The sequence below is a fragment of the Bacillus sp. FSL K6-1560 genome (assembly GCF_038592935.1).
In the GTDB taxonomy this organism is placed as follows: domain Bacteria; phylum Bacillota; class Bacilli; order Bacillales; family Bacillaceae; genus Bacillus; species Bacillus subtilis.
The window spans coordinates 2,576,395-2,588,907 of record NZ_CP151946.1 but is presented as its reverse complement, the minus strand read 5'-3'; the positions used below and the strand labels follow the sequence as shown (position 1 = coordinate 2,588,907).

The 12,513-nt window shown below is 45.2% G+C and carries 11 protein-coding genes; 10 read left to right on the top strand and 1 reads right to left on the bottom strand.

Going from position 1 to position 12,513, the window contains the following annotated elements; all coding sequences use genetic code 11:
* The first annotated feature begins 69 nt into the window (after positions 1-69).
* The 3 genes from cobA to sirC are packed head-to-tail and all read left to right on the top strand — an operon-like array spanning position 70 to position 2,100.
* Entirely contained in the window at positions 70-843 is a 774-nt protein-coding gene (cobA, locus tag NYE22_RS13855) for a uroporphyrinogen-III C-methyltransferase (protein WP_029946173.1), read from the top strand.
* Positions 844-845: 2 nt separating this feature from the next.
* Positions 846-1,631, top strand: coding sequence for a sirohydrochlorin chelatase (sirB, locus tag NYE22_RS13850; RefSeq protein ID WP_277710002.1), 786 nt, complete (start codon positions 846-848; stop codon positions 1,629-1,631).
* Positions 1,612-2,100: a precorrin-2 dehydrogenase gene (gene sirC / locus NYE22_RS13845; protein WP_003232091.1), complete on the top strand. Its 489-nt coding sequence runs from the start codon at positions 1,612-1,614 to the stop codon at positions 2,098-2,100. The genes sirB and sirC overlap by 20 nt, the downstream gene beginning before the upstream one ends.
* A 39-nt stretch (positions 2,101-2,139) precedes the next feature.
* On the opposite strand, the gene rqcH is transcribed toward sirC, so the two are convergent.
* Positions 2,140-3,852 carry a tRNA modification protein RqcH gene (rqcH, locus tag NYE22_RS13840; protein WP_342411918.1) on the bottom strand — a complete coding sequence of 571 codons (1,713 nt, stop codon included), beginning with the start codon at positions 3,850-3,852 and terminating at the stop codon, positions 2,140-2,142.
* Positions 3,853-3,973: 121 nt separating this feature from the next.
* Here rqcH and NYE22_RS13835 point away from each other — a divergent pair, with 121 nt between their 5' ends.
* From NYE22_RS13835 to priA, 7 genes are all read left to right on the top strand, one after another.
* Positions 3,974-6,646 carry a calcium-translocating P-type ATPase, SERCA-type gene (locus NYE22_RS13835; RefSeq protein WP_015252116.1) on the top strand — a complete coding sequence of 891 codons (2,673 nt, stop codon included), beginning with the start codon at positions 3,974-3,976 and terminating at the stop codon, positions 6,644-6,646.
* A gap of 82 nt (positions 6,647-6,728) precedes the next feature.
* Positions 6,729-7,604, top strand: a complete 876-nt coding sequence (locus NYE22_RS13830) for a YicC/YloC family endoribonuclease (RefSeq protein ID WP_009967215.1) — start codon at positions 6,729-6,731, stop codon at positions 7,602-7,604.
* Between the two features lie 76 nt (positions 7,605-7,680).
* Positions 7,681-7,950 carry an extracellular matrix/biofilm regulator RemA gene (remA, locus tag NYE22_RS13825; protein ID WP_003154355.1) on the top strand — a complete coding sequence of 90 codons (270 nt, stop codon included), beginning with the start codon at positions 7,681-7,683 and terminating at the stop codon, positions 7,948-7,950.
* 7 nt (positions 7,951-7,957) lie between these two features.
* Complete coding sequence (gene gmk, locus NYE22_RS13820) at positions 7,958-8,572, top strand: guanylate kinase (RefSeq protein ID WP_003232083.1); 615 nt, start codon at positions 7,958-7,960, stop codon at positions 8,570-8,572.
* Positions 8,573-8,575: 3 nt separating this feature from the next.
* Positions 8,576-8,779 carry a DNA-directed RNA polymerase subunit omega gene (gene rpoZ / locus NYE22_RS13815; RefSeq protein ID WP_003221520.1) on the top strand — a complete coding sequence of 68 codons (204 nt, stop codon included), beginning with the start codon at positions 8,576-8,578 and terminating at the stop codon, positions 8,777-8,779.
* An 80-nt stretch (positions 8,780-8,859) separates the two neighbouring features.
* Complete coding sequence (coaBC, locus tag NYE22_RS13810; protein WP_017694849.1) at positions 8,860-10,080, top strand: bifunctional phosphopantothenoylcysteine decarboxylase/phosphopantothenate--cysteine ligase CoaBC; 1,221 nt, start codon at positions 8,860-8,862, stop codon at positions 10,078-10,080.
* Positions 10,077-12,494, top strand: a complete 2,418-nt coding sequence (gene priA, locus NYE22_RS13805; RefSeq protein WP_342411917.1) for a primosomal protein N' — start codon at positions 10,077-10,079, stop codon at positions 12,492-12,494. Before coaBC ends, priA begins: the two co-directional genes overlap by 4 nt.
* Positions 12,495-12,513: the final 19 nt, after the last annotated feature.

Genomic DNA, 12,513 nt, shown 5'->3' with positions numbered 1-12,513 from the left:
CGGAATGCAAGCGAGAACATCATCACAGCGAATCTTCTGGAAGAACTCGAATAGATCGGGGGAAATACGATGGGGAAAGTATATATTGTAGGAGCGGGTCCCGGTGACCCTGATCTGCTGACAATTAAAGCGCTGAAAGCCATTGAAAAAGCTGATGTCATCTTATATGACAGATTAGTAAATAAAGAGATTTTACAATATGCCAAAGAGCAAGCAGACCTGATCTACTGCGGGAAGCTTCCGGATTTTCATACGATGAAGCAGGAAACCATCAATCGATTTCTTGTGAAGTATGCGCAAAAAGGGAAAATGGTTGTCAGACTGAAAGGCGGAGACCCTTTTGTGTTCGGGAGAGGAGGGGAAGAAGCGGAATGCCTCTCTGAAAATGGAATTCCGTTTGAAATCATCCCCGGCATTACGTCTGGAATCGCGGCAGCCGCTTATGCCGGAATTCCTGTTACTCATCGGGAGGCGGGCTCTAATGTCGCTTTTGTAACGGGTCACTATAAAAAAGAAGAAGATTTTGAGGAAAAGTGGAAAGCGCTGGCTACAGGAATTGATACACTTGTCATCTATATGGGTATCAAAAACGTGCAGCAGATTGAGAGAAAACTCCTTGAAAATGGCCGGGACGGTTCTACGCCGGCAGCCTTTATTCATTGGGGAACAACGGACAAGCAAAAATCTGTTTTTTGTACAGTTGACACCCTTTCAGAAACGGTGATAAAAGAAAACATTACAAATCCGAGTTTAATTGTCATTGGAAATGTTGTAAATTATCACTATAAGCTGGAATGGTTTGAATCTGAACTGAAAAAACAAGATTTAAGCGAGGCGTTGTAAAAATGAAACAAGCAATTTTATATGTCGGCCACGGCAGCCGGGTCAAAAAAGCGCAGCAAGAAGCCGCAGCCTTTTTGGAAGGATGCAAGGCCCACATCTCTGTGCCAGTACAAGAAATCAGCTTTTTAGAGCTTCAGGAGCCGACAATTGAGACAGGATTTGAAGCATGTGTGAAGCAAGGCGCCACTCATATCGCAGTGGTGCCTCTGCTTCTTTTAACAGCTGCGCATGCAAAACATGATATTCCGGAAGAAATTGCCCGTGTTGCATCCCGATATCCGTCAGTCCGCATTTCATACGGAAAGCCGATCGGGATTGACGAAGAAGTAGTCAAGGCTGTATATCACCGAATGAAAGACATAGGTGTTCCATATGAAAATGCCAGAGTGGTGCTCATCGGAAGGGGAAGTTCAGATCCAGATGTCAAAAGAGACGTAACCGGTATTGCTAATCTTCTTCAGGAAATGGTTCCAGTCAAGGAAGTCATTCCGTGCTTTTTGACAGCATGCGGCCCGAATTACAAAGAGGTTTTTTCAGAACTTAAAAAAGATGACGGCATAACAACCTTTATCGTTCCATATTTGCTCTTTACGGGTATGCTGATGAATGAAATCGAACGAGAGGTTCAGAAATTAAAAGCTCATAATCCGAACGTCTACCTCTCTTCCTATATCGGTTTTCATCCTCATGTGAAAAACGCATTTTTGAACCGTGTGAGAGAAACTGCGGCAAATCCTGAGGGACAATTTGATTTTGATGGAGGTTCATATGCTTCCGCTGCACATTAGCCTGGAAAAGAAGAAGGTTGTCATTGCGGGGGGCGGAAGCATCGCTCTCAGAAGGCTGAAAACGGTGATTTCTGAGGGAGCTGATATAACGCTCGTCAGTCCGGATGTTGAACCGGAAATCAAGCAAATGGCAGAAGAGCGACGTATCAAATGGGAAAAACGGACAATTGAAAAAGAAGATTATCTCAATGCTTTCTTCATTATTGCTGCGACGGATAATGCGGCAGTGAACAAAGAAATTGCCCAATCCGCTTCGCCTTTTCAGCTTGTCAATTGTGTCAGTGACGCTGAGCTTGGCAATGTATATATGCCGAAAATCGTAAAAAGAGGGCATGTCACTGTGTCTGTTTCTACAAGCGGAGCCAGTCCAAAGCACACGAAAGAGCTTGCTGAAAACGTGGATAAGCTGATTGACGGCGATTTTGTTGCTGAAGTGAACAGGCTTTATCAGATGAGAAGAAAGAAATAAGCCAGAGCATACAAATGCTCTGGCTTTTCTTTATGCGGCTCAGCTTTTTTTCAGCTTGATGACCGTATCAGCATCAGGCGTGACAAAGACGGTATGCTGGCTGTCATAGGTGACGAAGCCGGGCTTCGCGCCGTTTGGTTTTTTGACATGCCTGATTTTTGTATAATCTACAGGCACTGAACTTGAATCTTTAGCTTTTGAAAAATAAGCTGCAATTGTCGCGGCTTCCAAGATTGTTTGCTCATCCGGTTCGCTGCTTCTGATCACAACGTGGGAGCCGGGAATGTCCTTCGTGTGAAGCCAGATATCGTCTCTGGCCGCCGCTCTGGTCGTTAAATATTCATTTTGGCGATTGTTCTTACCCACTAAAATTGTCAGGCCTGAGGTGGATTCATATGTTTCTAACACCGGATTGTGCGGTTTTTGCTTTTTCTGGCCTTTTTGCTGCTTAGGGCGTAAATATTTGCCCTCTACAAGCTCTTCCCTGATTTCGCCGATATCCCGGGGAGAAGCGGACGAAAGCTGCTGAATCAGCTGATCAAAATATTCGATCTCTTCCTGTGCCAGCCTGATTTGCTCCTCGACAACCGCGACCGAATTTTTCGCTTTCTGATACTTCGTGAAATAGGCCTGTGCGTTTTCAGAAGGCGTTTTGTTCGGGTTTAAAGGAATCGTGATTGTCGGGCTTTCTTCATCATAATAGTTGATGACCTCGGCCTGTTTATCACCTTTTTTCAACATATATAAATTAGCGGTTAAAAGCTCTCCGTAAAGCTGAAATTCCTTCGCGTTTTCCGAATACTCCAAGGTTTTCTCTAATTTTTTGATTTTGTTGGCATTCTTCTTCCGTTCGTTCACAACAAAACGCTCAAGATCCTGAGCCTGCTGTTTGACTCGGTCTCGTTCAGCTTTGCCGAAATAAAAACGGTCGAGCAGTTCGCTTAATGAATCAAAACGGCGCGCTTCGCCCTTTAGATGAGTCAGCTCCAGCAGATAAAAATATTCCTTTCCGTTTACAGTCGTAATGTTGGGAATGAAGCGGTGCTCTGTCACTTCGGCAAACAGTGCCAGCAACGCTTTTGGCAGTGTGACTTTGTTAGCAAGGCCTGCTCTGTGAACCGCTTCTTTGGCGAAAAGCGGAGACACGCCTGAAAAGTGGTCGACAATTTGTTTATCAAGCCTTCCTTCTTGAAAGCTGAGGTGACGCAAAATATCATCTTCTGACGCCTCAAGAGGCGATATTTTGTCCTGAGCAGGCGGAAGCTTATAATCTTGGCCGGGCAGTACTGTACGGTAGCTGTTCATTGACGGTGATAAATGCTTAAGTCCGTCGATAATCACATTTTCTGCTGCGTCAGTCAAAATGATATTGCTGTGGCGGCCCATAATTTCTACATAAAGCTTTCGTACGGTTTCATCGCCAATTTCGTTTCGGCTTTTGATATGAAAAATCATAATGCGGTCTAAGCCCGCTTGTTCAATTTTCTCAATGAATCCGCCTTCGATATGCTTTCTCAGCAACATGCAAAACATTGGCGGTTCGCTTGGATTTTCATAAGCTTGTGCCGTGATATGCACCCGTGAATAGCTCGGATGTGCCGATAATAATAGTTTTTGGTTTTTTCCCTTGGCACGTATGTGGAAAATCACATCGTGCTTATATGGCTGATGGACTTTTGTAATTCGTCCGCCCATTATTTTCTCGTTAAGTTCGTGTGTCATTCCGTATGTAAACATGCCATCAAACGACATATGCAATACACCCTCTCATTCTTCCTGCATTCGATAATTATAGCATGAAATGGGACGAGTCAGAATAAGCATGCTTATAGAGTGATATCTCTATAAGAGAGCAGGGGAGTGGACGAGCGGAATGAAGTTTCATGAAATGGGACAAACAGATTTACTAGAGGCAACCAATACGTCCATGAAACAAGGATTAACAGAAAAAGAGGTAAAAAAACGCCTTGACAAGCATGGACCAAACGAGCTGCAAGAAGGGAAAAAAACTTCAGCGCTTCTCTTGTTTTTCGCGCAGTTCAAAGATTTTATGGTGCTTGTGCTTCTGGCGGCAACGTTAATCTCAGGTTTTCTTGGTGAATATGTAGATGCGGTTGCGATTATTGCGATTGTGTTTGTGAATGGCATACTCGGCTTCTTTCAAGAAAGGCGTGCTGAGCAATCTCTTCAGGCTTTAAAAGAGCTTTCAACACCGCATGTCATGGCACTCAGGGAAGGAAGCTGGACAAAGATTCCTTCTAAGGAACTTGTGCCGGGTGATATTGTGAAATTTACGAGCGGGGACAGAATTGGCGCAGACGTTCGAATTGTTGAAGCGAGAAGCCTTGAAATAGAAGAATCAGCGCTGACCGGGGAATCTATCCCGGTTGTGAAGCATGCTGATAAATTGAAAAAACCGGATGTTTCACTTGGCGATATTACCAATATGGCATTTATGGGAACGATTGTGACCCGCGGCAGCGGTGTGGGGGTTGTCGTCGGGACAGGAATGAATACGGCTATGGGGAAAATTGCCGACATGCTTGAATCAGCAGGGACATTGTCAACCCCGCTGCAAAGAAGACTGGAGCAGCTCGGGAAGATTTTGATTGTTGTTGCATTGCTTCTGACCGTACTTGTCGTTGCTGTCGGTGTTATTCAGGGTCATGATCTGTACAGTATGTTTTTAGCAGGTGTCTCGTTAGCGGTAGCCGCTATTCCGGAGGGGCTGCCGGCGATTGTGACAGTGGCGCTTTCGCTTGGTGTACAGAGGATGATTAAACAAAAATCCATTGTTAGAAAGCTTCCTGCTGTTGAAACGCTTGGGTGTGCGTCTATCATTTGTTCAGATAAAACAGGGACAATGACCCAAAACAAAATGACGGTGACACATGTTTGGTCCGGGGGGAAAACATGGAGAGTGGCAGGGGCCGGCTATGAACCGAAAGGAAGCTTCACACTAAACGAAAAAGAGATCAGTGTCAATGAACATAAGCCGCTTCAGCAGATGCTTCTGTTCGGAGCGCTTTGTAACAACTCCAATATTGAGAAAAGAGACGGCGAATATGTGCTTGACGGAGATCCGACAGAGGGAGCGCTGCTCACCGCGGCAAGAAAAGGCGGTTTTTCAAAGGAGTTTGTTGAATCAAACTACCGGGTGGTCGAAGAATTTCCGTTTGATTCTGCACGGAAAATGATGACTGTCATCGTAGAGGATCAAGACAGAAAGCGCTATATCATTACAAAAGGTGCACCGGATGTACTGATGCAGCGATCTTCCCGTATTTATTATGACGGCTCAGCGGCTCTTTTTTCAAATGAAAGAAAAGCAGAAACAGAGGCGGTATTAAGACATTTGGCATCACAGGCGCTCAGAACGATAGCCGTCGCCTACAGGCCGATAAAAGCAGGCGAAACACCGTCAATGGAGCAGGCGGAAAAAGATCTGACCATGCTTGGCCTTTCAGGTATCATTGATCCCCCGCGGCCGGAAGTCAGACAGGCGATAAAAGAATGCCGTGAAGCAGGAATTAAGACCGTTATGATTACAGGTGATCATGTAGAAACTGCTAAAGCGATAGCGAAAGACTTGCGCCTCCTTCCGAAAAGCGGCAAAATCATGGACGGCAAGATGCTGAATGAACTTTCTCAAGAAGAGCTTTCTCATGTGGTGGAGGATGTATATGTATTTGCCCGCGTTTCCCCTGAACATAAACTAAAAATCGTAAAAGCCTATCAGGAGAACGGGCATATTGTGGCGATGACGGGAGACGGCGTCAATGATGCTCCTGCCATTAAACAAGCTGATATCGGCGTCTCTATGGGCATTACCGGGACAGATGTGGCCAAAGAAGCATCATCTCTTGTTCTCGTAGATGATAATTTTGCGACGATTAAATCAGCGATAAAAGAAGGCAGGAACATCTACGAAAATATCAGGAAGTTTATCAGATACCTGCTGGCGTCTAACGTCGGAGAAATCCTTGTCATGCTGTTTGCGATGCTGCTCGCCCTTCCTTTACCGCTCGTTCCGATTCAGATTTTGTGGGTCAACTTGGTGACGGACGGATTGCCGGCAATGGCGCTCGGCATGGATCAGCCGGAAGGAGACGTAATGAAGCGCAAGCCCCGTCATCCGAAAGAAGGGGTATTTGCCCGCAAGCTAGGATGGAAGGTCGTTTCCAGAGGATTTTTAATCGGAGTTGCCACTATTTTAGCGTTTATCATTGTGTACCACCGCAATCCGGAAAACTTAGCTTATGCCCAGACGATCGCGTTTGCCACATTGGTGCTCGCTCAGCTTATTCACGTGTTTGACTGCCGCAGCGAAACTTCTGTTTTCTCTAGAAATCCGTTTCAAAACCTGTATTTAATCGGCGCGGTATTGTCATCCATTTTGCTGATGCTTGTAGTAATCTACTATCCGCCGCTTCAGCCGATTTTCCATACTGTAGCCATCACGCCGGGGGACTGGATGCTCGTCATCGGTATGTCCGCCATCCCTACTTTTTTGCTGGCGGGGTCACTTTTAACAAGAAAAAAATAAATTCATATGATATAATCTTAGGGGTAATAGCGTGTCTATTGCCCTTTTATTATGAGAACAGGGAAGAATTGGGTGTTTTAAAATGATACGAAGTATGACAGGCTTCGGCAGTGCAAGCAAAACACAAGACGATCTCTCTGTAAGCGTTGAACTTAAATCTGTGAACTACAGATTTAAAGAAGTGAACGCTCGTTTGCCAAGGCCTTTGCTATATTTTGAAGATAAGCTGAAACAGACCATTCTGCAGCATATTCAGCGCGGAAGAATTGAGCTTTTCGTATCCGTTGACAGTGATATGCTTGTTGAGAAAAGGCTTGAAATTGATTGGCCGCTGCTCGATGAGTTTGTCGCAGCCGCGAGAGATATGAAGAAGCGGTATCAATTGTCTGCAGAGCCCGATGTAATGGATTTCTTTAAGCTTGATCATGTCGTCCAGGTTCATGAAGAACAGACGCAAAATGACAAGCTGGAGGCGTTGATCATCGATGCTGCAGAAGAAGCGGTAAAAGGTCTCTGTGAAATGCGTGAAAAAGAGGGGCTGCTCTTAGCGAAAGACTGCCTGATGCATATTGACCAGCTTGAAGAGCTGGTGAGAGAAACTGAATTGCTGGCTGCAGATGTCGTATCTCGTTACCGGGAACGGCTGTACGCCAGAATCAAAGAATGGACTGAAGATGTATTAGACGAGAGCCGGCTTGTAACAGAATGCGCTATTTTTGCAGACCGCTCTGATATCACTGAAGAGATTACAAGGCTGAAGAGCCACTTCGCCCAGTTTCGTGATATATTAGCTAGTGGCGGAGCTGTCGGGCGCAAACTCGACTTTCTTGTTCAGGAGCTCAATCGGGAAGCAAATACGATCGGCTCAAAAGCAAATGATCATCAGATCACAAAGCTTGTCGTTGAAATGAAAAGTTCTATTGAAAAAATAAAAGAACAAGTGCAAAATATAGAATAGTGACTGTGCGTATTGTTTACAGACGGTCTTACTAGGCTAAACTAGAGACGTCTATTTTACAGGGGGAACGTAGAAGATGACGATTAAACTGATTAATATCGGATTTGGCAATATCATCTCCGCCAATCGGATGATTTCGATTGTCAGCCCGGAGTCTGCGCCAATCAAACGGATGATTCAGGATGCAAGAGACCGCGGAATGCTAATTGACGCTACATACGGACGAAGAACCCGTGCAGTTGTCGTCATGGATAGTGATCACATTATCTTATCTGCCGTCCAGCCTGAGACAGTTGCACACAGACTTTCTGTTAAAGAAGAAATTATGGATGAAGGGCAGGGGTAATTGCCGCATGAAAGAAAGAGGGTTATTAATCGTTCTCTCAGGTCCCTCAGGAGTTGGTAAAGGAACGGTTCGACAAGCGATCTTTTCGCAGGAAGACACAAAATTTGAATATTCGATTTCAGTAACCACAAGAAGTCCAAGAGAGGGCGAAGTGAACGGAGTCGATTATTTTTTCAAAACAAGAGACGAATTCGAACAAATGATTGCGGACAACAAGCTGCTTGAATGGGCAGAGTATGTCGGCAATTATTACGGCACGCCAGTCGATTATGTTGAACAGACGCTTCAAGATGGAAAAGACGTCTTTTTAGAAATTGAAGTTCAAGGGGCTCTTCAAGTGAGAAATGCTTTCCCGGAAGGCCTATTTATTTTCCTTGCGCCTCCAAGCCTTTCTGAACTGAAAAACAGAATCGTGACACGAGGCACAGAAACAGACGCTCTGATTGAAAATCGAATGAAAGCCGCAAAAGCTGAGATCGAAATGATGGATGCTTATGACTATGTCGTTGAAAACGATAATGTCGAAACGGCTTGCGATAAAATCAAAGCAATCGTTCTTGCTGAACATTTGAAGCGTGAACGCGTTGCACCAAGATATAAGAAAATGCTGGAGGTTGAATAATCAATGTTAGATCCGTCAATTGATTCTTTAATGAATAAATTAGATTCAAAATATACGCTGGTGACTGTTTCTGCGAGACGCGCACGTGAAATGCAAATCAAAAAAGACCAAATGATTGAACATACGATTTCACACAAATATGTAGGCAAAGCTTTAGAAGAAATTGATGCAGGCCTGCTTTCGTTTGAAAAGGAAGACCGCGAATAGTAGCACAAGTAGCAACCTATATCATGTAGGTTGTTATTTTTTTCCGTGCGGTTTTGTAAAGTGCAGAGGGGGAGAATTCATTGCTTAACAATCGAAATGTGTTACTTTGCGTGAGCGGAGGCATCGCTGTTTATAAAGCCTGTGCGTTAACGAGCAAGCTGGTTCAGGCAGGAGCAAATGTCAAAGTGATTATGACTGAATCCGCTTGCCGATTCGTTTCACCGCTGACATTTCAGGCATTGAGCCGCCACGAAGTCTATACAGATACATTTAAAGAACAAAATCCAAGCGTTATTTCTCATATTGATGCTGCAGACTGGGCTGACTTGATTATCGTAGCACCGGCTACTGCAAATGTGATTGGAAAACTGGCAAACGGCATCGCTGATGATATGCTGACGACAACATTGTTGGCAGCAACGGCTCCCGTTTGGATCGCGCCGGCAATGAACGTTCATATGTATGACCACCCGGCAGTCAAACGAAACATTTCTGTTCTTTATCAGGACGGTTATCGTTTTATTGAGCCAAGTGAGGGCTATTTAGCATGCGGTTACGTAGGAAAAGGCAGATTGGAAGAGCCGGAAAACATCGTAAAGCTGGCCGAAAAACATTTTGCTGAAGAAACATCCGCTCCTTTAGAAGGCAAGCATGTGGTCATTACAGCCGGTCCAACGCGGGAAGCGGTTGATCCTGTCCGGTTTTTTACCAATAAATCGACGGGCAAAATGGGCTACGCGCTAGCGGAGGCTGCTGTTCAGCTCGGCGCACGGGTAACCTTAATTTCTGGGCCTGTTTCACTTGATCAGCCTAAAGGCCTTGCTGAGTTTATCCCGGTTCAATCGGCTGCGGATATGCGCGAAGCTGTGCTCTCTGTGTATGACGCAAGCGATATAGTCATTAAAACAGCTGCGGTAGCCGATTTTACGCCGAAAACAGTATTTGACCATAAAATGAAAAAACAAGACGGCGGCATGACCTTAGAACTGAAAAGAACAGTCGATATTCTGAAAGAATTGGGCGAGAAAAAGAAAGAGCAGATTTTGGTCGGATTTGCCGCCGAAACACAAGACATTGAACACTATGCACGTAAAAAGCTCGCCGCTAAAAACCTTGATTTGATTGTGGCAAATGATGTGAAAGCAAATGGGGCCGGTTTTGGTGCTGATACGAATATCGTGACAATCTTTTTCAAAGACGGGCATAAACGCGAACTCCCGATTATGTCTAAGCTCGATGTTTCTTTTGAAATCCTTCAGGAGATCGCAGCCCTCTCAAAACAAACCGGAGAGCGCTCATGAATTTTGCAGAAGTCATCGTTGATGTCAGCACCAAAAATATAGACAGGCCTTTTGATTATAAAATCCCAGACCATCTCAAGGGCATGATCAAAACGGGGATGCGGGTCATTGTTCCGTTTGGCCCCCGTAAGATTCAAGGGTTTGTGACAGCAGTCAAAGAAGCATCTGACCTATCGGGAAAATCTGTCAAGGAAGTAGAGGATTTATTAGATCTTACACCTGTTCTGACAGAGGAGCTTATGGATCTGTCATCATGGCTGTCAGACAAAACGCTGTCTTTTAAAATAACGGCGCTTCAAGCAATGCTGCCTGCCGCCTTAAAGGCGAAATATGAAAAAGAATTAAAAATTGCACACGGCGCCGATCTTCCGCCGCAAGTGGAACGGCTGTTTTCTGAAACAAAGACGCTTTTGTATTCAGATATACCCGATCATGATACGCTGAAACTGATTCAAAGGCATGTTCAAAAAGGGGACATTGACGTGACGTATAAAGTCGCGCAAAAAACCAATAAAAAAATGGTCAGGCATATTCAGGCAAATGCGAGTAAAGAAGAGCTTGCTAAGCAGGCTGAGGGATTGTCCCGCCAAGCAGCAAAACAGCAGGCGATTCTTCACTTTCTCATCTCTGAGCCGGAAGGTGTGAAAATTCCTGCAGCGGAATTGTGCAAAAAAACGGACACGAGCTCTGCAACCATCAAAACCCTTATCCAAAAAGGGCTTTTGAAGGAAAGCTATGAAGAGGTTTACAGAGATCCCTATCAGGACAAAATGTTCAAAAAAACAGAGCCCCTGCCGCTGACAGACGAACAGAGGGCTGCCTTTGAGCCCATACGCGAGACATTGGACAGCGATGAGCATAAAGTGTTCCTCCTTCACGGCGTGACAGGAAGCGGAAAAACGGAAATTTATCTGCAATCAATTGAAAAAGTACTGGCGAAAGGAAAAGAAGCCATCGTCCTCGTACCCGAAATATCGCTGACGCCGCAAATGGTCAACCGTTTCAAGGGCCGCTTCGGCTCCCAGGTGGCAGTCATGCACAGCGGTTTATCCACAGGAGAAAAATATGACGAGTGGCGTAAAATCCACCGGAAGGAAGTACGGCTTGTCGTCGGTGCCAGATCCGCCATTTTTGCTCCGTTTGAAAATCTCGGAATGATAATCATCGATGAAGAGCACGAGTCTTCCTATAAACAGGAAGAAATGCCGCGCTATCATGCGAAAGAGGTGGCAATCAAGCGGGCTGAGCATCACAGCTGCCCGGTTGTATTAGGGAGTGCTACGCCGACATTAGAGTCATATGCAAGAGCGCAAAAGGGCGTATACGAGCTTCTTTCACTGAAGCACCGTGTTAACCACCGGGTGATGCCTGAGGTTTCGCTTGTCGATATGAGAGAGGAGCTTAGAAACGGCAATCGCTCGATGTTTTCAGTTGAATTGATGGAAAAGCTTGAAGAAACGATTGCCAAGGGAGAGCAGGCGGTGCTGTTTTTAAATAAGAGGGGCTATTCTTCCTTTGTGATGTGCAGGGATTGCGGCTATGTCCCGCAATGCCCGCACTGCGACATTTCCATGACGTATCATCGTTACGGCCAAAGGCTGAAATGCCATTATTGCGGACATGAAGAGCCTGTTCCGCACACTTGTCCTGAATGCGCAAGCGAGCATATCCGCTTTTTCGGAACGGGAACACAGCGAGTGGAGGAAGAGCTGACAAAAGTGCTGCCAAGTGCGAGGGTGATTCGGATGGATGTTGACACGACATCACGGAAAGGCGCCCATGAAAAATTACTGTCAGCTTTCGGAGAAGAAAAAGCGGATATTCTTCTCGGAACGCAAATGATCGCGAAAGGGCTTGATTTTCCGAATGTCACGCTTGTCGGAGTGTTAAGTGCTGATACAACACTTCATATTCCTGATTTCAGATCGGCTGAAAAAACATTTCAGCTGTTAACGCAAGTCAGCGGCCGGGCAGGCAGGCATGAAAAGCCCGGCCATGTCATCATTCAAACGTATACACCGTCTCATTACAGTATCCAGCTGACGAAGACACACGATTATGAAACGTTCTATCAGCATGAAATGGCCCACAGGAGAGAGCAATCCTATCCGCCATACTACTATTTGGCTCTTGTGACTGTTTCTCATGAGGAAGTGGCGAAAGCAGCGGTTACAGCTGAAAAGATCGCTCATTTTTTGAAAGCAAACTGCGGAGCTGACACGAAAATTCTCGGACCAAGCGCGTCGCCGATAACCAGGATCAAAGATAGATATCGCTATCAATGCGTGATAAAATACAAACAGGAAACCCAGTTATCCGCTTTATTGAAGAAGATACTGGAACATTATAAACGCGAAATTGAACAAAAACATGTAATGATTTCAATTGATATGAATCCTTATATGATGATGTAAGATCTCACGTCTTGGAGGG

Bases quoted from the DNA above. Each gene is read 5' to 3' on its own strand.
- cobA (WP_029946173.1), top strand. From the start codon at position 70: ATGGGGAAAGTATATATTGTAGGAGCGGGTCCCGGTGACCCTGATCTG.
- sirB (WP_277710002.1), top strand. From the start codon at position 846: ATGAAACAAGCAATTTTATATGTCGGCCACGGCAGCCGGGTCAAAAAA.
- sirC (WP_003232091.1), top strand. From the start codon at position 1,612: ATGCTTCCGCTGCACATTAGCCTGGAAAAGAAGAAGGTTGTCATTGCG.
- rqcH (WP_342411918.1), bottom strand. From the start codon at position 3,852: ATGTCGTTTGATGGCATGTTTACATACGGAATGACACACGAACTTAAC.
- NYE22_RS13835 (WP_015252116.1), top strand. From the start codon at position 3,974: ATGAAGTTTCATGAAATGGGACAAACAGATTTACTAGAGGCAACCAAT.
- NYE22_RS13830 (WP_009967215.1), top strand. From the start codon at position 6,729: ATGATACGAAGTATGACAGGCTTCGGCAGTGCAAGCAAAACACAAGAC.
- remA (WP_003154355.1), top strand. From the start codon at position 7,681: ATGACGATTAAACTGATTAATATCGGATTTGGCAATATCATCTCCGCC.
- gmk (WP_003232083.1), top strand. From the start codon at position 7,958: ATGAAAGAAAGAGGGTTATTAATCGTTCTCTCAGGTCCCTCAGGAGTT.
- rpoZ (WP_003221520.1), top strand. From the start codon at position 8,576: ATGTTAGATCCGTCAATTGATTCTTTAATGAATAAATTAGATTCAAAA.
- priA (WP_342411917.1), top strand. From the start codon at position 10,077: ATGAATTTTGCAGAAGTCATCGTTGATGTCAGCACCAAAAATATAGAC.